The organism is Dactylosporangium sp. CA-233914, from assembly GCF_050942935.1.
In the GTDB taxonomy this organism is placed as follows: Bacteria; Actinomycetota; Actinomycetes; order Mycobacteriales; family Micromonosporaceae; genus Dactylosporangium.
The window spans coordinates 8,053,393-8,075,135 of sequence record NZ_CP192030.1 but is presented as its reverse complement, the minus strand read 5'-3'; the positions used below and the strand labels follow the sequence as shown (position 1 = coordinate 8,075,135).

21 protein-coding genes are annotated in these 21,743 nt (G+C 70.0%); 18 read left to right on the top strand and 3 right to left on the bottom strand.

Features of this window, described 5'->3' with window-relative positions; genetic code table 11:
• Positions 1 to 15: 15 nt before the first annotated feature.
• The 5 genes from ACQPY0_RS35915 (at position 16) to ACQPY0_RS35895 (ending at position 6,707) form a co-directional block, all read left to right on the top strand.
• Positions 16 to 1,326, top strand: a complete 1,311-nt coding sequence (locus tag ACQPY0_RS35915; RefSeq protein WP_432970915.1) for an ABC transporter substrate-binding protein — start codon at positions 16 to 18, stop codon at positions 1,324 to 1,326.
• 71 nt (positions 1,327 to 1,397) lie between these two features.
• A complete protein-coding gene (locus ACQPY0_RS35910) occupies positions 1,398 to 2,357 on the top strand; it encodes a carbohydrate ABC transporter permease (protein WP_432970912.1) in 960 nt (319 codons plus the stop codon).
• Positions 2,354 to 3,229 (top strand): carbohydrate ABC transporter permease, encoded by an 876-nt coding sequence (locus tag ACQPY0_RS35905; RefSeq protein WP_432970909.1) that lies wholly within the window; start codon positions 2,354 to 2,356, stop codon positions 3,227 to 3,229. The genes ACQPY0_RS35910 and ACQPY0_RS35905 overlap by 4 nt, the downstream gene beginning before the upstream one ends.
• A complete protein-coding gene (locus ACQPY0_RS35900; protein WP_432970906.1) occupies positions 3,226 to 5,685 on the top strand; it encodes a glycosyl hydrolase 2 galactose-binding domain-containing protein in 2,460 nt (819 codons plus the stop codon). Before ACQPY0_RS35905 ends, ACQPY0_RS35900 begins: the two co-directional genes overlap by 4 nt.
• Positions 5,682 to 6,707, top strand: a complete 1,026-nt coding sequence (locus ACQPY0_RS35895; RefSeq protein WP_432970903.1) for a LacI family DNA-binding transcriptional regulator — start codon at positions 5,682 to 5,684, stop codon at positions 6,705 to 6,707. Before ACQPY0_RS35900 ends, ACQPY0_RS35895 begins: the two co-directional genes overlap by 4 nt.
• A gap of 15 nt (positions 6,708 to 6,722) precedes the next feature.
• On the opposite strand, the gene pruA is transcribed toward ACQPY0_RS35895, so the two are convergent.
• Positions 6,723 to 8,354, bottom strand: coding sequence for an L-glutamate gamma-semialdehyde dehydrogenase (gene pruA / locus ACQPY0_RS35890; RefSeq protein ID WP_432970900.1), 1,632 nt, complete (start codon positions 8,352 to 8,354; stop codon positions 6,723 to 6,725).
• Positions 8,355 to 8,356: 2 nt separating this feature from the next.
• Positions 8,357 to 9,391, bottom strand: coding sequence for a Leu/Phe/Val dehydrogenase (locus tag ACQPY0_RS35885; protein WP_432970897.1), 1,035 nt, complete (start codon positions 9,389 to 9,391; stop codon positions 8,357 to 8,359).
• 265 nt (positions 9,392 to 9,656) lie between these two features.
• Here ACQPY0_RS35885 and ACQPY0_RS35880 point away from each other — a divergent pair, with 265 nt between their 5' ends.
• The 11 genes from ACQPY0_RS35880 (at position 9,657) to ACQPY0_RS35830 (ending at position 18,876) form a co-directional block, all read left to right on the top strand.
• Entirely contained in the window at positions 9,657 to 10,082 is a 426-nt protein-coding gene (locus ACQPY0_RS35880; protein ID WP_432970894.1) for a cupin domain-containing protein, read from the top strand.
• The gene (locus ACQPY0_RS35875) at positions 10,073 to 10,858 is read left to right on the top strand and encodes an SDR family NAD(P)-dependent oxidoreductase (protein ID WP_432970891.1); all 786 of its coding nucleotides are present in this window, start codon (positions 10,073 to 10,075) and stop codon (positions 10,856 to 10,858) included. The genes ACQPY0_RS35880 and ACQPY0_RS35875 overlap by 10 nt, the downstream gene beginning before the upstream one ends.
• A gap of 112 nt (positions 10,859 to 10,970) precedes the next feature.
• Positions 10,971 to 11,255 carry a hypothetical protein gene (locus ACQPY0_RS35870; RefSeq protein ID WP_432970888.1) on the top strand — a complete coding sequence of 95 codons (285 nt, stop codon included), beginning with the start codon at positions 10,971 to 10,973 and terminating at the stop codon, positions 11,253 to 11,255.
• Between the two features lie 2 nt (positions 11,256 to 11,257).
• The gene (locus ACQPY0_RS35865; RefSeq protein WP_432970885.1) at positions 11,258 to 11,512 is read left to right on the top strand and encodes a nitrilase-related carbon-nitrogen hydrolase; all 255 of its coding nucleotides are present in this window, start codon (positions 11,258 to 11,260) and stop codon (positions 11,510 to 11,512) included.
• Between the two features lie 8 nt (positions 11,513 to 11,520).
• The gene (locus tag ACQPY0_RS35860; RefSeq protein ID WP_432970882.1) at positions 11,521 to 12,438 is read left to right on the top strand and encodes an ABC transporter permease; all 918 of its coding nucleotides are present in this window, start codon (positions 11,521 to 11,523) and stop codon (positions 12,436 to 12,438) included.
• Positions 12,435 to 13,337: an ABC transporter permease gene (locus ACQPY0_RS35855; RefSeq protein WP_432970879.1), complete on the top strand. Its 903-nt coding sequence runs from the start codon at positions 12,435 to 12,437 to the stop codon at positions 13,335 to 13,337. The genes ACQPY0_RS35860 and ACQPY0_RS35855 overlap by 4 nt, the downstream gene beginning before the upstream one ends.
• 68 nt (positions 13,338 to 13,405) lie before the next feature.
• On the top strand, positions 13,406 to 14,983 hold the full coding sequence (locus tag ACQPY0_RS35850) for an ABC transporter substrate-binding protein (protein WP_432970876.1): 1,578 nt from the start codon (positions 13,406 to 13,408) through the stop codon (positions 14,981 to 14,983).
• Positions 14,980 to 16,269, top strand: coding sequence for an amidohydrolase family protein (locus ACQPY0_RS35845; protein WP_432970873.1), 1,290 nt, complete (start codon positions 14,980 to 14,982; stop codon positions 16,267 to 16,269). Before ACQPY0_RS35850 ends, ACQPY0_RS35845 begins: the two co-directional genes overlap by 4 nt.
• Positions 16,266 to 17,273, top strand: a complete 1,008-nt coding sequence (locus ACQPY0_RS35840; RefSeq protein WP_432970870.1) for an ABC transporter ATP-binding protein — start codon at positions 16,266 to 16,268, stop codon at positions 17,271 to 17,273. Before ACQPY0_RS35845 ends, ACQPY0_RS35840 begins: the two co-directional genes overlap by 4 nt.
• Entirely contained in the window at positions 17,266 to 18,237 is a 972-nt protein-coding gene (locus ACQPY0_RS35835; RefSeq protein WP_432970867.1) for an ABC transporter ATP-binding protein, read from the top strand. The genes ACQPY0_RS35840 and ACQPY0_RS35835 overlap by 8 nt, the downstream gene beginning before the upstream one ends.
• Positions 18,238 to 18,363: 126 nt before the next feature.
• Positions 18,364 to 18,876, top strand: a complete 513-nt coding sequence (locus ACQPY0_RS35830; RefSeq protein ID WP_432970864.1) for an Lrp/AsnC family transcriptional regulator — start codon at positions 18,364 to 18,366, stop codon at positions 18,874 to 18,876.
• A 127-nt stretch (positions 18,877 to 19,003) separates the two neighbouring features.
• Here the strand turns inward: ACQPY0_RS35830 and ACQPY0_RS35825 are convergent, their stop codons facing one another.
• Complete coding sequence (locus ACQPY0_RS35825; protein ID WP_432970861.1) at positions 19,004 to 19,465, bottom strand: Lrp/AsnC family transcriptional regulator; 462 nt, start codon at positions 19,463 to 19,465, stop codon at positions 19,004 to 19,006.
• A gap of 164 nt (positions 19,466 to 19,629) precedes the next feature.
• On the opposite strand from ACQPY0_RS35825, the gene ACQPY0_RS35820 reads away from it, so the two are divergent.
• Positions 19,630 to 20,754, top strand: coding sequence for a thiamine pyrophosphate-dependent enzyme (locus ACQPY0_RS35820; RefSeq protein WP_432970858.1), 1,125 nt, complete (start codon positions 19,630 to 19,632; stop codon positions 20,752 to 20,754).
• Complete coding sequence (locus tag ACQPY0_RS35815) at positions 20,751 to 21,725, top strand: alpha-ketoacid dehydrogenase subunit beta (protein WP_432970855.1); 975 nt, start codon at positions 20,751 to 20,753, stop codon at positions 21,723 to 21,725. The genes ACQPY0_RS35820 and ACQPY0_RS35815 overlap by 4 nt, the downstream gene beginning before the upstream one ends.
• Positions 21,726 to 21,743 lie beyond the last annotated feature (18 nt).

The following is a 21,743-nucleotide window of genomic DNA, read 5'->3' as shown; positions in this document are numbered from 1 at the left end:
GCCGGGAGAAGGCATATGAATCTGCGATCGGCGGCTGTACTGGCCGCGGCGCTGCTCTTGACCGTGACCGGTTGCTCGGGCGGCGACCACGGCGGCACGGCCGCGGCCCCGACCGACCCGGCCAAGGTGAGCGGGGACATCACGGTGCTCACCCATAAGACCGACCTCGCGTCCGACGGCACCCTGGACCGGTACGCGGCCGAGTTCAACAAGATCTACCCCAACGTGCATGTCAAGTTCGAGGCGATCGTCGCCTACGAGACCGACGTCAAGGTCCGGATGAACAGCGACGACTACGGCGACGTGCTCATGATCCCGGGTGCCGTGCCGGTGCCCGACTACCCGAAGTTCTTCGCTCCGCTCGGCACCACGGCCGAGCTCAGCCAGAAGTACCGCTTCGTCGACAAGACCACGTACAACGGGCAGGTCTACGGCATCGCGACCAACGGCAACGCGAACGGCCTGGTCTACAACAAGGCGGTCTGGCAGCAGGCCGGGATCACCAAGTGGCCCACCACGTTGGACGAGTTCCGCGCCGACCTGCAGGCGATCAAGTCGAAGACGTCGGCGACGCCGCTCTACACGATCTACCACGAGGGCTGGCCGATGACGGCTTGGCAGTTCAACCTGGGCTCGGGCAGCTGCGACACGAAGGCCAACGACAACCTGGCCACCGACGCCGCCCCGTGGGCCGCCGGCAAGGAGCTGAACCAGATCGACTCCCTGCTCTACGACGTGGTGCACGACAAGCTGGTGGAGGCCGACCCGACGACGACGGCCTGGGACGGCGGCGCCAAGAGCGGTATCGCCACCGGGAAGATCGGGACGCTGATGCTGGCGTCCTGGGCGATCTCCCAGATGAAGTCGGCCGCGAAGAAGGCCGGCAAGGACCCGGCGGACATCGGTTTCATGCCATGGCCGGCGCAGGTCGGCGGGCACTACTGCGCGATCATCCAACCCGACTACGCACAGGGCGTGAGCATCCACTCCAAGCACAAGGAGGCCGCGCGGGCCTGGGTCGACTGGTTCGTCGACAAGAGCACCTTCGCGCAGGACGAGGCGCTGCTGCCGACGCTGAAGGCGGGGGCGCTACCGCCGGAGCTCAAGGCGTACCAGGACGCAGGCGTGCAGTTCATCGAGCTGACCCAGGAGAAGAACGCCCAGGTGTCGAAGATCGACAACGAGTCGGAGATCGGCCTGAACAAGCCGGATTACCGCCAGCACATCGTCGATCTGGCGCGGGGCGCCGCCAGCGGCAGCCGCGACGCCTACTTCGCGGAGCTCAACAAGAAGTGGTCCGCCGCGATCAAGTCGGCCGGCGCCTGAGCGGAAAGGCGGGGCCGGGCCATCCGGTCGCCGGCCCCGCCCGCAGCACCGACAACGATGAGCGAGGCAAAATGACCGATCGACACGACACCGGCATCACCGCGACGACGGCCCGAGCCGACGCCCCGGCCGCCCCGGCGCCGACGAGGGCGCGGGAGCCCGGCCGCCGGCTGCTCACCCGGTTCACGCCGTGGCTGTTTCTCGCCGTACCACTGGCATTCCTGCTGACGTTCACATACGTGCCCGTCGCGAACCTGCTCTTCTACAGCCTGACCAAGTGGGACGGGTTCAGCCCCGATGCGCCGTTCGTGGGGCAGGCCAACTACGTCGAGCTGTTCTCCCGGCCGGATCTGTTCCAGGTCTTCTTCGTCAGCGGGTTCTACCTGGCCTCGGGTGCGGTGCAGATGCTGCTGGCGCTGTACTTCGCCACCGTCCTGAGCTTCAACGTGCGGTTCCGCAACTTCTTCAAGGGCGTGCTGTTCTTCCCGTACCTCGTCAACGGCGTCGCCATCGGGTTCGTGTTCCTGTACTTCTTCCAGCCGGGCGGCACCCTCGACTCCGTCCTGCGGCTCTTCGGCGTGCGCGGCCAGCATCTATGGCTGGGCGACCCCGACCTGGTCAACTGGTCCCTCGCGTCGGTGTCGCTGTGGCGGTACCTCGGGCTGAACTTCGTGCTGTTCCTCGGCGCGATCCAGTCCATCCCGGCCGAGATCTACGAGGCGGCGGAGATGGACGGCGCGAACCGCTGGCACCAGGTCCGTCACCTGATCCTGCCGGGCATCCGGCCGGTCATCGGCCTGAGCGCGATCCTCGTGGTCTCCGGCTCGCTGTCGGTGTTCGAGATCCCGTACATCATGACCACGGGCGCGAACGGCAGCACGACGTTCGTCATCCAGACGGTCAAGCTGGCCTTCCAGTTCAACAAGGTCGGGCTGGCCTCGGCCGCCGCCGTCGTGCTGCTGCTCATCGTCATGCTGATCACCTGGATCCAGCGGCGTCTCGTCCCCGAAGAAGGAGTTGACCTGGTATGACGGTCCCGGTCCTCGCTCGGCGGCGGCGCATCCGAGGCGAGCGCGGGATTGCCGCCCGCAGCGCCGTCGCCGCCAAGTACCTGTCGCTGGTGATCGCGGCGGCGGTGACCCTGTTGCCGCTGCTGGTCGTGTTCACCACGTCGTTCAAGACCGAGCGGGAGTCGGCCAACGGCGGGCCGCTCGACCTGCCGCACGACTGGCTCAACCTGCACAACTACAGCTTCGCCTTCACCCAGGGCCACATGCTGACCGCGTTCCTGAACACCACGGTGATCCTGGTGGTTTCGGTCGTGGGCACGGTCCTCATCGGATCGATGACGGCGTACGTGCTGGACCGGTTCCGGTTCCGTCTGCGCCGCCTGGTGATCGCCCTGTTCCTGTTCGCCGCGCTCGTCCCCGGTGTCACCACCCAGGTGGCGACGTTCCAGGTGGTCAACTCGTTCGGCATCTTCAACACGCGGTGGGCGCCGATCGCGTTGTACACCGGCACCGACATCGTGTCGATCATCATCTTCGTGCAGTTCATGCGGGTCATCCCGGTCTCGCTGGACGAGGCGGCCCGCATCGACGGGGCATCGTCGTTCCGCATTTACCGCAGCGTGATCCTGCCACTGCTCAAGCCGGCCATCGCGACCGTCGTCATCGTCAAGGGTGTCGTCATCTACAACGACTTCTACGTCCCCTTCCTGTACATGCCCTCGTCCGACCTCGCCGTCATCTCCACGTCACTGTTCCGGTTCAAGGGCCCGTACGGCGCGCACTGGGAGGTCATCTGCGCCGGTGCGGTCCTGGTCATCCTGCCCACCCTGGTGGTCTTCCTGCTCCTGCAACGGTTCATCTACAACGGCTTCACGATGGGTGCCACCAAGTGACACGGATCGATATCCATGGCGGCTGGACGGTGCGCGCCGTGGGCGGCGACGTGCCTGCGGACCTCGATCTGTGCGATGGCCGGAGCATCCCGGCCACCGTGCCCGGGTGCGTGCACCTCGACCTGCTCACCGCCGGGATCATCCCGGACCCGTACCTCGACGAGAACGAGCGGCTGCTGGCCTGGATCGGCCGCGTGGACTGGCGCTACGAGACCGTGTTCACGTGGGCCGGCGGCGACGACCCGGTGGACCTCGTCGCGCTCGGCCTGGACACCGTCGCCGAGATCGAGCTCAACGGCGCCGTCATGGGCCGGGCCGGCAACATGCACCGCACCCACCGTTTCCCGGCGACCCACCTGCTGCGTCCCGGCGACAACACGCTCGCCGTCACGTTCACGGGCGCGCTGAGCGCCGCCGAGCAGGCAGCTGCCGATCTCGGTCCGCGGCCGCACGTGAACCGGCACCCGTTCAACGCCGTGCGGAAGATGGCCTGCGACTACGGCTGGGACTGGGGCCCGCAGATGCTGACGGTCGGCATCTGGCGGCCGATCTACCTGGAGACCCGGCGGGCGGCCGGCATTACTGGCGTCCGGCCCCTGGTCGGCATCGACGGCGACACCGGCGTCGTCCGCGCGCACGTGGACCTGCGCTGGGTAACCGGCTGGCGGGATCCGCTGCGGCTGGAGGTCGAGGTCGGCGATGTCCAGGCCGCGACGTGGGTGCCCGCCGGCGAGGAGACGGCCGTGGTCGAGCTGCGAGTGCCGGATGCCCGGATCTGGTGGCCGCGGGGGTACGGCGACCAACCGCTCTACGATGTCGTCGTCCGCCTGGACGGCCAGCGGTGGCGCGGCCGGATCGGGTTCCGCACCGTCACGCTGGACACCACGCCAGACGCCGACGGCACGCCATTCACGCTGGTCGTCAACGGCGAGCGGGTCTTCGCCCGCGGCGTCAACTGGATACCGGGCGACTGCTTTCCCAGCCGGGTGAGCCGCGATGTGTATGCCGAGCGGCTCACCCAGGCCCGCGACGCCAACGTGAACCTGGTGCGCGTCTGGGGCGGCGGCATCTACGAGAGCGACGACTTCTACGACGTCTGCGACGAGCTGGGCCTGCTGGTGTGGCAGGACTTCCTCTTCGCCTGCGCTGCCTATGCCGAGGAGGAGCCGCTGCGCGGCGAGGTTGAGGCGGAGGCCCGTGAGGCGGTGACACGGCTGAGCCGCCATCCCAGCCTGGTGCTGTGGAACGGCTGCAACGAGAACGTCTGGGGATACCACGACTGGGGCTGGCCAGCCGAGCTGGACGGCCGCACCTGGGGCTGGGGCTACTACGGCGAGCTGCTGCCGGACATCGTCGCCGAGCTCGACCCGACCCGGCCCTACTCGCCCGGCTCGCCGTACTCGCTCGACCCGGCGCGGCACCCGAACGAGCCGCCGCACGGCACCACCCACATCTGGGACGTGTGGAACACCCACGACTACGCCGAATACCGCCGCTACACCCCCCGATTCGTCGCCGAGTTCGGCTTCCAGGGCCCCCCGGCCTGGGCGACGCTGACCCGGGCCGTCCACGACGAGCCCATGCGGCCCGATTCGCCCGGCGTCCTGCTGCACCAGAAGGCCGACGACGGCAACGGCAAGCTGGCCCGCGGCCTGGCCGGGCACCTACCGCCGCCGGAGACATTCGAGGACTGGCACTGGGCCACCTCGCTCAACCAGGCACGCGCGATCGCGTTGGGCGTCGAGCACCTCCGCTCGCTCGCGCCGCTGTGCATGGGCGCCGTGGTCTGGCAGCTCAACGACGTGTGGCCGGCGATCTCATGGTCGGCGGTGGACGGCGATGGGCGGTGCAAGCCGCTGTGGTACGCGCTGCGGCGCAGCTTCCGCGACCGGCTGCTGACCATTCAGCCGCGCGATGGCGGGCTCGCCCTGGTCGCGGTCAACGACACCGGTCGGCCGTGGCGGGCCGAGGTCCCGGTGAGCCGGCGCCATTTCGGCGGCGCCGTGCTGGCCACGGTCACCGTGCCGGTGGATGTCGCCGCCCGGGGCACCCTGACCGTGCCGCTGCCGACGGCGGTGGCGCGGGCCGGCGACCCGGCCCGCGAGATCGTCGTGGCCGGCGCCCGCCCGGACCGGGCGTTCTGGCACTTCGCGGAGGATGTTGACGCGGCGCTGCCGCGGCCGCGGCTGTCCGCGCGGGTGGAACCGGTCGTGGCCGGGTTCCGCCTGACGGTGACCGCGGGCACCTTCGTCCGCGATCTGACCGTACTCGCCGACCGGGTCGCCCCCGACGCGCACGTCGACGAGGCGCTGGTGACGCTGCTGCCGGAGGAGACGGTCGCCTTCACGATCCGCACCGCGGCGGCGGTCGCGGCGGACGCATTCCTCGACCCGCTGGTGCTGCGCAGCGCCAACCAGCTGATCGCCCGGGTCGATTCCGCTGGAGGCAGGCGGTGAAGCGGCCGACCATCGGCGAGATCGCGGCCCGGGCCGGGGTGTCCATCGGCGCCGTGTCGTACGCGCTCAACGGCCGGCCCGGCGTGTCGTCGGAGACCCGCAAGCGCATCCTGGACATCGCCAACGAGATCGGCTGGCGGCCCAGCGTGGCGGCCCGGTCGCTGTCCGGGTCCCGGGCGCACAGCGTCGGGCTGGTCCTCGCCCGCCCGGCCGACACACTCGGCGTCGAGCCGTTCTTCATGCGGTTCATCGCCGGGCTGGAGCGCGACCTGTCCCAGCGGCGGATCGGGCTGCTGCTGCAGATCGTCGAGGACGACAAGGCCGCGATCGAGGCGATGCGGCTGTGCTGGGCCGAGCGACGCGTCGACGGCATGGTGATCACCGATCTGTGGTCGCAGGACACCCGGCTCCCGGTGGTCGAGGAGCTGCAGATGCCCGCCGTGCTGGTCGGCCGCCCGCGCGGCGACACGCGGCTGCCGGCGGTGTGGACGGACGACTGGGCGGCCGTGGTGTCGGTGGTCGACTACCTGGTGGCGCTGGGCCACCGCCGCATCGCCCGCGTCGCTGGTTTGCCTGTTCTCGATCACACCCAGGTGCGGATCGAGGCGTTCCGCGAGGCGGTCCTCGGCCACGGTCTCGGCGACCCGCAGATCGCCGAGACCGACTACACCTGGGAGGAGGGCGCCCGGGCCACCCGGGCGCTGCTGTCCCGCCGGGACCGGCCGACCGCCATCATGTACGACAACGACCTGATGGCAGTCGCGGCGCTCAACGTGGCACAGGAGATGGGCGTCGTGGTGCCGGGCGAGCTGTCCATCGTGGCCGGCGACGATTCGCAGCTGTGCGTGCTGGTCCGCCCGGCACTGACGGCACTGTCGTGGGACATCCAGGCCTACGGCGCCCACACCGCCCGCGTCCTGCTGGACGTCATCGACGGCCGGTCCCCGGAGTCGCACCAGGAGCGCCCCGCCCGCTTGGTGGTCCGGGGCAGCACCGGCTCCCCGCCACCGCCGGGCGGGTAACCCCTCAGTGCTCGCTCATGCCTCCATGTGCGGATATCCGTGCGTGGCCGGCGGTACGAAATTTTCCTTGATCGATCGGGGCGAGACCCAGCGCCGCAGGTTGTGGCCGGCGCCGGCCTTGTCGTTGGTGCCCGACATCCGGGAGCCGCCGAACGGTTGCTGGCCGACGACGGCGCCGGTCGGCTTGTCGTTGATGTAGAAGTTGCCGGCCGAACGGCGTAGCCGGGCGGTGGCGGCCGCGATCACCCGGCGGTCCCGGGCGAAGACGGACCCGGTCAACGCGTACGGCGTCGCCTCGTCCGCCTGGCGCAGCGCGCCCTCGAAGTCGTTGTCCGGGTAGACGTGGACGGCGAGGATCGGCCCGAAGTACTCGGTGCTGAAGATCTCGTCCCTGGGATCGGCGCAGCTGAGGATCGTCGGACGGACGAAGTAACCTTCGGCGTCGTCGTAGCTGCCGCCGGCGAGGATCTCGATTCGATCGAGCGCGCGGGCGCGGTCGAGCGCCGCTCGGTTGCGTGCGAACGACCGGTCGTCGATCACCGCCCCCATGAAGTTCCCGAAGTCGGTGACCGGGCCCATCGTGAGCGCCTCGGTGGCGCCGATCAGCTCGTCCTTGATGTTGGCCCACAGGGACGCGGGCAGGTAGGCGCGCGAGGCCGCCGAGCACTTCTGGCCCTGGTAGTCGAACGCGCCGCGCAGGAGCGCGGTGATCAGTGCCGGCGGGTTCGCACTCGAGTGCGCGACGACGAAGTCCTTCCCGCCGGTCTCACCGACCAGCCGGGGGTAGGCGCGGTAGACGTCGAGGTTGGCCGCCACGCTGCGCCACAGGTGTTTGAAGGTCGCCGTGGACCCGGTGAAGTGGATGCCGGCGAGTCGCGGATCGGCCAGGACGACGGAGGACACCGCCGTGCCGGTGCCGGTGAGCAGGTTGATCACCCCCGGGGGCAGGCCGGCCTCCTCCAGCAGCCGCAGCGTGAGGCACGCGGCGAGGGTCTGCGTCGGGGCCGGCTTCCAGATCACGGTGTTGCCCATCAACGCCGGTGCGGTCGGCAGGTTGGCCGCGATCGCGGTGAAGTTGAACGGCGTGACGGCGTAGACGAGGCCGTCGAGGGGCCGGTGGTCCATCCGGTTCCACTCGCCCGGGTTGTGCCCGGCCGGCTGCTCGGCGAGCAGTTCCCGGGCGAAATGGACGTTGAACCGCCAGAAGTCCGCCAGTTCGCAGGCGGCGTCGATCTCGGCCTGGACCGCGGTCTTGGACTGGCCGAGCATCGTCGCGGCGTTGAGCGTCGCTCGCCACGGCCCGCAGAGCAGGTCCGCGGCCTTCAGAAAGACCGCCGCGCGGTCGTCGAAGGGCAGTGCCGACCACTCCTCGGCCGCGTCGGAAGCCGTACGGACGGCATCCGCGGCGTCGGCTTCGGTCGCCTCGCCGAGGACGCCGAGGACCTGCCGGTGGGAATCGGGCCGAGTGACCTCGAAGCGGGTGCCGGAGCCGAGTCGATGCACCCCGCCGATCGTGCAGGGCAGGTCCGCGGGTCCGTCCTGCTGATCGCGGAGCGCCGCTTCGAGGGCGACCCGTTCGGCACTGCCGGGCCGGTACTGGCGGACACCTTCGTTGAGGGGTGCCGGGGGCGTGGTGACGGCGTCCATCGTCAGGCTCCTTCCGCAACGGCGACCAGCTCGCGGGCCTTGGTCAGCGCTGCCTGCAGTGGGGTGGTGCCGGCCGTCCGGCTGTGCTCGATGAGCTCGCCGACCCGGTCGCCGATGCGGCCGATCGCCGCGGTTGTCCGGGCGTCGTCCCAGCCGGACCGCATCGCCTGCACGTGGATGACGCCCCCGCCGTTGGCGACGAAGTCCGGCACGTAGAGCACGCCGCGGGCGTGCAGTTCGTGAGCGCAGTCCTCGTCCTCGAGGGTGTCGTTCGCGCCGCCCGCGACCACCTTCGCCGGGAGCCCGGCGAGGTTCCTGTGGGTGATCACGCGCGCGGTCGCGCACGGTGCGAAAACGTCGCACGCGGTCGTGGTGACCTCGTCCGGGGCCACCGTCCCGGCGCCGAGCCGGTCGGCGATCTCCGCCGCGCGGGCCTGGTCCACGTCGCTGACGAGCACGTCGGCGCCGGCCTCGGTGAGCAGTTCGGCCAGGCGGGCACCGACATGACCCACGCCCTGGACCAGCACCCGGACGTTGTCGAGGCCGTCGGTGCCGAGGTGTTGCTCGGCGGCCGCGGCGATGGAGTGGAAGACACCCAGCGCGGTCCAGGGGGACGGGTCGACGTCGGTGCAGGAGACCTCGGCCCCGGCGGAGCCGACCGTGCGCAGGTCGTTCGAGCTGGTGCCCATGTCCACGCCCGGGATGTAGGTGCCGCCGAGCCGGGCGACGAACTCCCCGAACCGGCGGAACAGCGCGTCGCGCCCGCGCGGCGGCGGGCCGTCCTGGACGACGACCGACTTCGCGCCGCCGAACGGAACACCGGCTATCGCGTTCTTGAGTGTCATGGCGGCCGCGAGTCGCTGCGCCTCGATGCCGGCCGACCACAGGTCCTCGTAGGGGCGGTAGCGGATCCCGCCGAGCCCGGGCCCGAGCACGGTGTTGTCGATGGCGATGACCGCGCGCAGGCCTGTCGACTCATCCTTGCAGGTCACGAGTTGCTCGCTGGTCTCCAGCATCAGGGGCGGTGGAGTCGTCACTGCGGACGTCCTTTCGAAGACGTGTGGCGCGGTTCCGGCGCGCGTCGAGGTCCCTCCCGTGCCGGTGCGCGGGAGGGACCGTCGTGGTGTCGAGGGATTGCCGAGCTTGGCGGCCGTAAGAACAGTAGAGTGAGATCAAAACGTCTGTAAACCCCAGGACGCCTGTTGACTGGCGAACGTCAGTGTGCAAGCCTCTCGGGACACTCAGTTGAAAGATTTCATCCAACTGTGTCGAAGCTCAGGTCCCCCAACCCAGGAGGCATCCGTGAATGACCCGGCGACCCACTTCGCTGTCGAGGCGACCGGCACCGCGACCGGGACCGGGCGGTACGTCGACCGCACCGCGATCGACCCGGTCGAGATCCTTCCGGGGCTGTCGTTCCAGCCGATCCTGGGCTCGAACACGCTGCTGAACTTCGTGACCTACGCGCCGCACTCCGAGGCGCCCCTGCACACCCACGAGGAGGAGCAGATCGTGCTGGTGCTCGAGGGCGAACTGCACTTCCAGCTCAATGGCCACACCCGGCTGATGCGCCCCGGCGACGTCGCCGTGGTGCCGTCCTGGGTGCCGCACGGCGCGCACACCCTGGACGTGCCCTGCGTTCAGGTCGACTTCTTCAACCCGCCGCGCAAGACCCTGGTCCCACAGGCCGACGCGGCGATCGTCGCCTCCTCCGAGCTGTGCGACTAGGCCTCGAGGGGCGCCGGGCCCTGGTCACCGGCGCCACGAAGGGCATCGGCTTCGCGGTCGCCCAGGAACTGCTCCGCGAAGGCGTTGACGTCACCATCTGCGCTCGCACCCCGGCCGAAGTCGATGCCGCGGCCGAACGCCTCGCGGCCGACGGCGACGGGCGGGTGCACGCCCGGGCCTGCGACGTCACCGACGCGGAGCAGGTGCGCGCGCTGGTCGCCGCGGCGGTCGCCGCGCATGGCGGTCTGGACATCGTGGTGAACAACGCCGGCGGCGCGACCGCGGGTTCGTTCGAGGAGTTGTCGAACGAGGCGTGGCAGCGCGACATCGAGATCAAGCTCTTCGCCCAGCTCAACGTCGTCCGGGAAGCGCTGCCGCATTTGAAGAAGTCGGTGGCGCCGCGGGTGGTGAACATCGGCGCCGTGTACGCACGCAACCCCGATGCGTCGTTCTTCGCCAGCTCGGTTACCCGGGCGGCGTGCCACAACCTGACCAAGGTGCTGGCACAGGAGTACGGCCCGGCCGGGATCCTGGTGAACGCCGTGAACGTCGGGCTGATCGCCACCCCGCAATGGGATTCCCTGTGGCAGCGCAAGGCGCCGGACCAGCCACGCGAGGAGTTCCTCGATCAGCTGGCGGCGAGGGAGATCCCGCTGGGCCGGTTCGGCGACGTCGCTGAGGTGTCCGCGGTGGTGGCCTTCCTGGCCAGCGACCGAGCCTCGTACATCACCGGGACCGCGATCGACGTCGCCGGCGGGCTCGGGCGGTCGGCGTGACGCGGTACCCGGGCCACTGCCACCGGCGCCGCGACGCGCTCGCCGCGCCAGATCACACGTATCAGCAGGCACGCCTCCCGGGGGCGCGCGCACGACAGGAGCGAAATTCTCGGTGAGCAAGGTGATCGACCGCAACGCGGCGGTTCTCGACGAAGGGGGCGCGCTCGGCGCCCCGACGGACGTACTCGTGGACGGCGAGCGCGTCATGGCGATCGGCCATGGTCTCGTCGGCCGCGAGGCCGAGGACGGCCGGATCGCGCCCGGGCACATCTTCGACGCCGTCGTCCTGGGCAAGGACCCGAGCGACCTGCGGGTGTTCGCGGAGCCAGGCTCCGTCGCGGACGTCTCCCGGGCAGGTCGGCGGGTCGGCCCAGGAGGCAGCCCTGAGGGGAGCTGACCATGGCGGACACGGTTCTTGCCGTCGCCAACATGAAGGTGGCGCGGAACAAGGAAGCGAACCTGCGGCGCATCCTTGAGCTGCTCGACGAGGCAGCCGCGCAGGATGCCGACGTCCTGGTCCTGCCCGAGATGTGCCTGCAGGGCTTCGCGGACTTCTCCTTCGGTCTCGGCGACGAGCGGATGGTGGCGCAGGACCGCCGTCCCCAGCACTACGGGCTGATCTGCGACCCGCGCGAGTATCGGGGCTCCGCATGATCGGCTACGTGCTCCGTCGGCTCGCCGCGCTCGGCGGCCTCCTGGTGGGCGTCTCCGTCATCGTCTTCACGATGGTCCGCCTGATCCCCGGCGATCCGGCCCGGGTGCTGCTGGGCACCAGCGGCGGTGACACGGAGCAACTGGCGAGCATCAGGGCTCAGCTCGGCCTCGACGAACCGCTGCCGGTGCAGTACTTCCGGTGGCTCGGGCGGGTGTTCCAGGGCGACTTCGGCCGCTCCTTCAGCCAGCAGAAGCCGGTCTCGGAGCTGATCGTCGCGAACGCGGTGCCGACGCTGCAGCTCACCCTGATCGCCCTCGTGGTGGCCTTCGTCGGCGGCGTCGCCGTGGGGATGATCGCCGCACTGAAGCGGGGCTCCGTCCTGGACACCGTGCTGATGGGGTCCTCGGTGCTGCTGCTCTCGATTCCCTCATTCTGGCTCGGCCTGCTCCTGCTGCTGCTCTTCGGCGTACAGATCCCGATCTTCGACGTGCTCGGCGGTACCGGCCTGTCCGGGGCGATCCTTCCGGGGATCACGCTCGGGCTGGGCGGCGTGGGCTACATCGGCCGCTTCGTGCGGTCCAGCGTCATCGAGGCACACCGGCAGTCCTTCGTGGTGACGGCGCGCGCGAAGGGGATCAGCGAGGGCCGGGTGCTGACGCGGCACACGGCCCGCAACGCGGTGCTGCCGGTGCTGACCATCACCGGCCTCCAGGTCGGTGGCGTGCTCTCCGGCACGGTCATGGTGGAGATGATCTTCTCCAGGCCGGGACTCGGGCGGCTGCTGGTCGACTCCATCCTCGCGCGCGACTACCTGACGGTCCAGGCCGTCGTCCTGCTGACGTGCCTGATGTACGCGCTGATCAACCTGGCCGTCGACCTGCTCTACCCGGTCCTCGACCCCCGAGTCCTGCGAGGCCGCGCATGAGCCCGCCCCCGTCCGTTCCCGTCCAGCCCGACGCCGCTCAGGGCGCGCTGCTACCGACCGCGAGTGCCCCGGCCCGGCTGCGGGCGATGCTCGTACACAAGAGCCTGTCGCTGGGCCTGCTCATCCTGGGCATCGTGCTGCTGTTCATCGTGGTGGCGCCGGTGTTCGGGCTGGCCGACCCGAAGCTCAGCAGTCCGGGCAACACCTTCCTCACGCCCTCGGCGGAGCACCTGTTCGGCACCGACTCGTTCGGGCGGGACCTGTTCTCCCGGGTGGTCTACGGCGGCCGCGCGACGGTCGGCGCGAGCCTGGTCATCGTGATCCTCGGCGGGATCGTCGGCACCGCGATGGGCCTGATCGCCGGCCTGTACGGCGGCCCGGTCGGATTCGTGTTGATGCGGATCGTCGACCTGCTGCTCGCCTTCCCGGGGATCCTGCTCGCCCTGGCCGCGGGCGCGGTGCTCGGTCCGGGGCTACGCAACGGGGTCCTGGCCGTCGCGCTGGTCGCGGTGCCCGCCTACGCCCGGATGGTCGAGGGCGCCACCGCCGAGATCCGCCAGCGCGCCTACGTCGACGCCGCGGTCGTGCTCGGCGCGTCGAAGCTGCGGATCGCGTGGACCCATGTGCTGCCCAACATCCGTTCCGGAATCCTGGTGATGACCACCACCTGGACGGGCTTCGCGGCACTGTGGATCGCCGCGCTCGGCTACCTCGGCATGGGTGTCTCACCGCCGAATCCCGAGTGGGGTGTCCTGCTCAGCGGAGGCCAGGACTACATCGCCTTCGCGTGGTGGCTCACGGTGTTCCCCGGCGTCTTCCTGTCCGCCTACGTGGTAGCCGTCAACCTGATCGGTGACGGTCTCCGCGACGCCCTCGACCCCGCCCTTTCCCGTCGCTGAATCTCCGGGCCCCCTGCCCCGGAGGTTCGACCGGCTCACCCTCAACCACGAACTCGTTGGGAATCCACATGTACAGCATTCGCAAACAACTCCTCGGCGCCATGGGCGTCGTCGCGATCGCGGCCGCGGCTGCCGGCTGCGGCGGCGGCTCCAAATCCTCGGACGGCCCGCTCACCACACTGTCGATCGCCTGGGCCGACAACCCGGCTCCGCTCAACCCGGCGGTGACCAGCCAGGACAACACCGGATCGATCATCTCGAACATCTTTGACCGGCTGGTGTGGCTCACCCCCGAGTCCGAGGTGACGCCCTGGCTCGCGTCCAGCTGGGAGGTCTCCGCCGACCGGAAGACGTACACCTTCACGCTGCGCAATGACGTGACGTTCCACGACGGCACCAAGTTCAACGCCGCGGCCGTGGTGAAGAACATCGAGTACATCACCGCCCCGGAGACGAAGTCGACCCTCGCCGTCCAGCAGCTCGGGACCTGCAAGAAGGCCTCCGCGGTCTCCGAGTTCGTCGTCCAGATCGCCTGTGACAAGCCGTTCGCGCCGCTGCTCACCGACCTGAGCTCGCCGTACCTCGGCATCCAGTCGCCGAAGGCGATCGAGGAGCACGGCGCCAAGATGTCCTCGGAGATGGTCGGCACCGGCCCGTACCGGCTGGAGAGCTTCACGCCCAGCGAGAGCGTGGTGCTGAAGTCGAACACGGACTACAAGTGGGCTCCCAAGGCGGCCGGGTTCGGCGACACGCGCCCCACGACCATCGAGTTCAAGATCGCGCCCAACCCGCAGGCGCGGGTCGCCGCCCTGCAGTCGGGACAGTCGCAGATCGTGCAGAAGGTGCCCGGCGCGATCTACAAGTCGCAGCAGGGCAAGTACCAGGCGCTGGCCAAGGGTGCGACGGGAATGGGCCACTTCGCCTCGATCAACACCTCGAAGTTCCCGACCGACGACCAGGCGGTGCGGCAGGCGATCCTCTACATGGTCGACCGTAAGGCGGTCATGGACCTGGCCGAGTCGGGTGCGTTCCCGGCGAGCAACACCGTCCTGCAGCCCGGCACCTTCGGCTACGACAAGTCGCTCGAGTCGCTCTACCCGCACGACCCGGCGAAGGGGGCCGAGCTGCTGCAGGGCGCCGGTTGGACCCGCAACGGCAAGTTCTGGGAGAAGAACGGCAAGCGGCTGTCCCTGTCGATCGGCGCGTTCTCCGACGTTCCGCAGTACGTCAGCGTCTCCGAGGCGATTCAGGCGCAGCTGCAGGACAACGGCATCGAAGCCAACATCGAGCTGCAGGGGCGTGCGGCGTACCTCGAGTCCGGCGACAAGGGCAAGAACAACATCACCCCGTCGTCCTTCGTCTCCCTCGACCCGGTGATCCTCAACCAGTGGTTCGTCACCGGCGCGTTCTTCAACTGGAGCAAGGTCTCGGACAAGCAGCTCGACGCCCTTCTGGACGAGGCCGCGTCGACCAGTGACCTGGAGCGTCGCAAGTCCCTCTACGTCGACGCCCAGAAGCGGATCCTCGAGCTCGGGCTGCTGCTTCCGGAGCGCCCGGAGCAGGACCTGATCCTGATGGACAAGAGCATCAAGGGCGTGATCATGTCCGGTGGCGGCTTCCTGCACTTCGCCGGGGTCCACCGATGAGTTCGTACGCGGACACGGCGGCCACGTCCTGGGTGGTCAGCGCCGATCGGCTCGTCGACGGCACCGGGGGTGCGGTCGTCGACGACCCGGTGGTGCTCGTCGAGGACGGCCGGATCGTGGCCGTCCACCAGGGTCGGCTGCCGGACGGCGCGCAGCGCCCGGGGACGAGGGTCCTGGACCTCGCCGGCTGCACCCTGCTGCCGGGGCTCACCGATGCGCACGTGCACATGAACCTTCCGGGGGACGGGTCCGAGTTCGAGGACTGGGCGCGGGAGAGCGACGGGGTGTTCGTCGCGGCCGCCAACCACGCCGCCCGGATCGCGCTGGAGGCCGGTATCACGACGCTTCGTGACACCGGCTCCCGGGGCAGCACGGTCTTCGACCTGCGCCGGGCCGCCGAGCTGGGCCGGGGGCGAGTTCCCCGGCTCCTCGTCTGCGGCCACCCGTTGACCATCTCCGGTGGTCACTGCTGGCCGTTCGGCGGCGAGGTGGACGGCGTCGAGGGGGTCCGGACGGGGGTACGGCGGCTGAAGAAGGCCGGCGCCGACTGGATCAAGGTGATCGGCTCGGGCGGCGGCACGAAGGGCACCCTGGTGCACCGGCCGTCCTTCACCCGCGCCGAGCTCAGGGCGATCGCCGAGGAGGCGCACCGGCTCGAGCTGAAGGTGACCACCCACACCGTCTGCGCCGAGTCGCTCAAGGACGCGATCGAGGCCGGCGTCGACGGCGTCGAGCACGGCCTGTTCCTGGTCGACTTCGAGCACCAGGAGTACTCGCCGCAGGTCGCCGAGCGATTGGCGGCGTCGGGCATCCCGGTGACCTCGACGCTGGTGGTCGGGTACGACGTGAAGCGGTCCGTGGACGCGATCGACAATCCCGACGCCGAGCAGCGCCGGCAGCGCGACCGTTGGGACCGGATGCTGGGCGACACGCTTGAGCAGTTCCGGCGGATGCGCTCGCTCGGGGTGCCGTTCATCGCGGGGACCGACGCGGGCTGGCGCTTCACCGAGTTCGACAGCCTGCCCGACGAGCTGTGGCTGATGACCGAAGGCGGCATGAGCGCCGTCGAGGCCGTCCACGCGGCGAGCGGGCTGGCCGCCGACGTGCTCGGCTTCGCGGACGAGGCCGGGCGCGTCGTACCGGGCCTGGCCGCGGACCTGGTCGCGGTGGCCGGCGACCCGCTCGGGGACCTGCGCGGGCTGCGCGACGTGGAGATGGTGATGCAGGCCGGGCAGCTGCGGGTCGACCGCGGTGCCCGGGCGACGCTGTCCGGGAGCGCGCGGTGAACGAGCCTGCTCCCGTCCTGGACGTCGTGGACCTGGTGGCGGAGTTCCCGGCGGGCCACGGGCACGTCACCGTCGTCGACGGGGTGAGCTTCTCGGTCGCGCCCGGGGCGAGCGTCGGCCTGGTCGGCGAGTCGGGCTCGGGCAAGAGCGTCACCGCGATGTCGGTCGTCGGGATGATCCCGGCGCCCGGCCGTGTCACCGGCGGCACGGTGCGCTTCCGCGGCCAGGACATCACGCATGCGTCCGGCAAGTCGATGCGCGCGCTGCGGGGCAAGGAGATCGGCCTCGTCCTGCAGGACCCGATGACGGCCCTGAACCCGGTGCAGCGGATCGGCCCCCAGATCGTGGAGGCGATCCGCGCGCACCAGGACGTGTCCAAGTCCGCCGCGGCAGCGCGGGCCGTCGAGCTGCTGGGGCAGCTGGGCATCCCGTCGCCGCAACGGCGTTTCCACGAGTACCCGCACCGGCTCAGTGGCGGTATGCGCCAGCGCGTGGTCCTGGCGATCGCGCTGGCCAACGATCCCGGCCTGCTCGTGCTCGACGAGCCCACCACCGCGCTCGACGTGACCGTCCAGGCGCAGATCCTGGACCTGATCAAGGAGCTGCGTACCCGGGTCGGCACGGCGATCGTGCTGATCACCCACGATGTGGGCGTGGTGGCCGAGGTCTGCGACGACGTCATCGTGATGTACGGCGGGCGGGTGATGGAGCACGCGCCCGCCTCCCAGCTGCTCGCCGATCCGCTGCACCCATACACGATCGGGCTGCTCGGATCCGCACCGTCGGCCGGGACCAGGGGGCAGAAGCTCGCGACCATCCCGGGAGCGGTGCCGTCGCCGGCCGACATGCCGCGCGGCTGCCCCTTCTCCAACCGATGCAAGCATGTCATGACCAAGTGCGAGGAGAGGCCACCCGTGGTCCAGTTCCCAGACGGGCGATCGGTCGCGTGCTGGTTGCATGTGGACGCCCCCGGCGTTCCGGGCGCGGGCGTGCGGCATGTCTGAGGTACCCCTCCTGGAGCTTCAGGACGTCAGCACGTACTTCACGGTGAAGAACCCCGACGGCGCCGGCCGGTCGCGCGGCGTCGTGAAGGCGGTCGACGGGGTGTCCTTCGCCATGCGCGCCGGCGAGACCCTCGGCCTGGTCGGGGAGTCCGGCTGCGGCAAGAGCACCCTCGGGCGCACGATCGTGAACCTGGAGCGGGCGACGTCCGGGTCGATCAGGCTGGACGGCCAGGACGTCACCCGGCTCGGCTCGCGTGAGCTGCAGCGGACGCGGGCCAAGGTACAAATGATCTTCCAGGACCCGATGAGCTCTCTGGACCCGCGAATGCGGGTCGAGCAGATCGTCGGCGAGGGCCTGGCCGTCCAGGGCGTCGGTCGCCGCGAACGGACCGACCGGGTGGTGGAGGCGCTGGACCGGGTGGGCCTGCGCCGCGACCAGCTGCGGCGCTTTCCGCACCAGTTCAGCGGCGGTCAGCGACAGCGCATCGGTATCGCGCGTGCGCTGGTGATGAATCCGAAGCTGGTCATCTCCGATGAGGCGGTCTCGGCGCTGGACGTGTCAGTCCAGGCGCAGGTGCTCAACCTCATGCGCGACCTGCAACAGGACCTGGGCCTGGCGTACCTCTTCATCTCCCACGACCTCTCCGTGGTCGAGCACGTCAGTGACCGTGTCGGTGTGATGTACCTCGGGAAGCTGGTGGAGCTGGCCGATGCGCAGGCGCTCTACGCGGACCCGCTCATGCCCTACACCGAGGCGCTGCTCTCGGCGATCCCGTCCGGCGAGGCCGGCGGGCGTGAGCGGATCGTGCTCTCGGGGGACCTGCCCAGCCCGCTCGACCCGCCCAGCGGTTGCCGGTTCCGGACCCGATGCTGGAAGGCGCAGGACGTGTGTGCACTCGAAGAGCCCGTTCTTCGCGAGGTCAGATCCGGACACTGGGCCGCCTGCCATTTCGCCGACGCATGATCCACGAGATGATGTGCGTACCCGGCGGCGGGCGATCGCACCTGCGAGCGGCGCCCGGAACGACATGGAGGAGATGCTGGTATGGCGAGTCCGGAGTCAGCTTCGAGTGACCGAGAGCGAAGCGACATGACCGAATTCGTGCTCGGCGACTCTCGCAAAGCGGACCTCGACGCGACCGACCTCCGGCTGCTCAATCTGCTCGCTCAGGACGCCCGGGCAAGCCAGCGCAAGATTGCCCGGGCGCTGAACATTTCGGCCCCGACCGTCGGCGAGCGCATCTCCCGCCTGGAACGGGAGGGCGTCATCCGCGGCTACCGGGCCGAGGTCGACTGGGGCGCGCTCGGCTTCCCGATGCAGGTCTTCGCCTCCATCGTCGCCGCCTCCAAGCAGGCAACCGTGCTCAGGTCGCTGCACGACATACGCGAAGTCGAGCAGGTCTCCGTGGTCACCGGCTCGATGGACCTGCTGGCGCGACTGCGCGTGCGCGACTCCACCCACCTGCGCAAGGTCCTGCTGGAGGAGATCTGGGAGATCCCCGGCGTCATTCGGGTGGAGACCCTGGTGAGTCTGGCCGAGACGAGGCACAAAGACTACCTGCAGGGGATGATCGGCGTTCTCCAGCGTGACCACACTTCCTGAGCGAGTTGATCTCGCCGGCAAACCCGCAGTGAGCCGCCGGCGGGCATCAGCGGCTCCGTAGTGGCACGCCCCGGCGCGGAGCGGGACGCGGCCGCTCCGCGCCGGGATGCATGCCGGTGACCACATCTCAGCGTGACTCGGCCGGGCCGGCGACGTTCTCAGTGGCCTGGTCCCATGAGCGCATCACAATCAGGGTCTTGGTCCCGGAGACCTTGCCGGAGCGCCGGATCGCGTTCACGACCCGCTGCAGGTGGTCGACGTTCTCCACCCGGAAACGCAGCATCGCGTCCGGGTCGCCGGCGATGGTGAAGAACTGCTGAACCTCGGGGATGTCCCGGGCGATCTTCTCGATCTCGGCGGTGTCGACGCTGCCGACCAGGCGAACCTCGGTGAACGCGTCCAAGCCCCCGACCGCCTGCTCGTCGACAACGGCCACGTAGCCCTTGATCACGCCGCTGCGCTCGAGCCGTTCGATCCGACGTGACACCGGAGCGGCGGAGAGCCCGACCCGGCGGGCGATCTCGCTCACCGGGGTGCGCGCGTTGGTCCGAAGCACCTCCACGATAGCCCGGTCGACGTCGTCCAGCATGGTCTGCCTCCGCAAAGATCAAGCGCCGCGCGCACGAGTAATGGCTTGCAGAGCAGCCTAACGGAAAAGAATGTGCATTTCTGGTCGGACCGATGCGCGAATATTGCTCCCGACCGGCCAGGCCGGAATCCTGCTTCCACGCACGGCCCAGCGAGGAGAAGACGATGACTGAACCGGATGGCGCGACGCGGGATCCGTGGAGCGTCCTGTCCCCGGACGGACGGCTGGCCCGGCACCAACAGGTGCCGGACGGACCCGGCGCGCTCGACCTGCGCGGCGCTCTGCGGGACATGGTGCTCGCCCGCCGGATCGACACCGAGGCGATCGCGCTGCAGCGCCAGGGCGAGCTCGGGCTGTGGCCCTCGATGCTCGGCCAGGAGGGCGCCCAGGTCGGCGCCGGCCACGCGATCCGGCCGCAGGACGTCGTCTTCCCGACCTACCGTGAACACGGCGTTGCCTGGACCCAGGGAGTGGACCCGGTCAGCCTGCTCGGCCTCTTCCGCGGGACCACGATGGGTGGGTGGGACCCGCGGGAACGCAACTTTCAGCTCTACACCCTGGTGATCGGCGCACAGAACCTGCACGCGGTCGGCTACGCCATGGGCCTGGTCCGCGACGGCGCGGTGGGCACCGGGGACGACGAGCGTGACCGGGCGGTACTGGTCTTCCTCGGTGACGGCTCGCTGAGTGAGGGTGAGACCAACGAGGCGTTCATCTGGGCCGCGACGCAGGACCTGCCGGTGGTGTTCTTCTGCCAGAACAACCAGTGGGCGATCTCCGCGCCGTATGCGACCCAGAGCAAGATCCCGGTGGCCGACCGCGCCCGGGGCTTCGGGTTCCCTGGCGTCCGGGTGGACGGCAATGACGTCATCGCGAGCCACGCGGTCACCGCGGCGGCCCTCGACCGGGCCCGGCAGGGCGGCGGCCCGACGCTGATCGAGGCGGTCACCTACCGGCTGAACCCCCACACGACCTCGGACGACGACCTGCGCTACCGCTCCAGAGACGAGAACGAGTACTGGGCTCAGCGCGATCCGATCGACCGGCTCCGCGCGTACCTGACCTCGCAGGCCGCGGGCGACGCCCGCATCGACGAGGCGTTCCTGGTGGACCTGCAGGCCGAGTCCGACGCGCTCGGCGAGCGGCTGCGCACCGGGTGCCGCCGGCTGCCGGTCCCCACGCCCGCGGACCCGTTCGTCAACACACTGACCGAGCTCACGCCCGAGCTCACCCGGCAGATGGAGGCCCACCTGGCGTTCGTCGCGGCCGGCAAGGAGGAGCACGCATGAGCACCACCGCTATCGCACACGCCTTGAATCAGGGCCTGCGCGACGCCATGGAGGCGGACGAAAAGGTGATGCTCATCGGTGAGGACATCGGCGCCCTCGGCGGTGTCTTCCGCGTCACCGACGGACTGCAGAAGGACTTCGGCGCGCTCCGCGTCGTCAACGCACCGCTGGGTGAGGCCGGTATCGTCGGCAGCGCGATCGGCCTGGCCATGGCCGGCTACCGGCCGGTTTGCGAGATCCAGTTCGATGGGTTCGTCTTCCCGGCGATGAACCAGATCGTGACCCAGCTGGCGAAGTACCGCCACCGGTCCGAGGGCGCGATCACGCTCCCGGTCGTGATCCGGATCCCGGTCGGCGGCGGCATCGGCGCGATCGAGCACCACAGCGAGTCGCCCGAGGCGTACTTCACGCACACTGCGGGGCTGCGGGTGGTCTGCCCGTCGAACGCGCACGACGCCTACCACCTGCTCCGGGCCGCGATCCGCTCCGACGACCCGGTGATCTTCCTCGAGCCGAAGAAGTCGTACTGGCGCAAGGGGGAGATCGACACCGCGGCCGCGCCGCCGGACCTGAACAGCGCCGCCGTGGTGCGCCCCGGCACCGACCTGACGCTGGTCGGCTACGGGGCGCTGGTACCGGTCGCGTTGAAGGCAGCGGATGCCTTGGCCGAGGAGGGCCGCTCGGTCGAGGTGATCGACCTGCGCTCGCTGTCGCCGATCGACGACGCGACGGTGACCGCCTCGGTGCGCCGGACCGGCCGGCTGGTGATCGCCCACGAGGCCTCGCAGAGCGCCGGCGTCGGGGCCGAGCTGGCGAGCCGCGTGCTGGCCGACGCCTTCTACGAACTGGAGGCGCCGATCCTGCGGGTCACCGGCTACGACACCCCGTACCCGGCGAGCCGGCTGGAGGAGGAGTGGCTGCCCGGCCTGGACCGCATCCTCGACGCCTGCGATGCCAGCTATGGGTACTGAGCGCCCGAACGCCGAGCA

Excerpts from the sequence above, each read along its gene's own strand:
- ACQPY0_RS35835 (WP_432970867.1), top strand. The coding sequence starts at position 17,266 with ATGTCTGAGGTACCCCTCCTGGAGCTTCAGGACGTCAGCACGTACTTC.
- ACQPY0_RS35910 (WP_432970912.1), top strand. The coding sequence starts at position 1,398 with ATGACCGATCGACACGACACCGGCATCACCGCGACGACGGCCCGAGCC.
- ACQPY0_RS35830 (WP_432970864.1), top strand. The coding sequence starts at position 18,364 with ATGACCGAATTCGTGCTCGGCGACTCTCGCAAAGCGGACCTCGACGCG.
- pruA (WP_432970900.1), bottom strand. The coding sequence starts at position 8,354 with ATGGACGCCGTCACCACGCCCCCGGCACCCCTCAACGAAGGTGTCCGC.
- ACQPY0_RS35815 (WP_432970855.1), top strand. The coding sequence starts at position 20,751 with ATGAGCACCACCGCTATCGCACACGCCTTGAATCAGGGCCTGCGCGAC.
- ACQPY0_RS35865 (WP_432970885.1), top strand. The coding sequence starts at position 11,258 with ATGGCGGACACGGTTCTTGCCGTCGCCAACATGAAGGTGGCGCGGAAC.
- ACQPY0_RS35820 (WP_432970858.1), top strand. The coding sequence starts at position 19,630 with ATGACTGAACCGGATGGCGCGACGCGGGATCCGTGGAGCGTCCTGTCC.
- ACQPY0_RS35905 (WP_432970909.1), top strand. The coding sequence starts at position 2,354 with ATGACGGTCCCGGTCCTCGCTCGGCGGCGGCGCATCCGAGGCGAGCGC.
- ACQPY0_RS35915 (WP_432970915.1), top strand. The coding sequence starts at position 16 with ATGAATCTGCGATCGGCGGCTGTACTGGCCGCGGCGCTGCTCTTGACC.
- ACQPY0_RS35845 (WP_432970873.1), top strand. The coding sequence starts at position 14,980 with ATGAGTTCGTACGCGGACACGGCGGCCACGTCCTGGGTGGTCAGCGCC.
- ACQPY0_RS35855 (WP_432970879.1), top strand. The coding sequence starts at position 12,435 with ATGAGCCCGCCCCCGTCCGTTCCCGTCCAGCCCGACGCCGCTCAGGGC.
- ACQPY0_RS35850 (WP_432970876.1), top strand. The coding sequence starts at position 13,406 with ATGTACAGCATTCGCAAACAACTCCTCGGCGCCATGGGCGTCGTCGCG.
- ACQPY0_RS35825 (WP_432970861.1), bottom strand. The coding sequence starts at position 19,465 with ATGCTGGACGACGTCGACCGGGCTATCGTGGAGGTGCTTCGGACCAAC.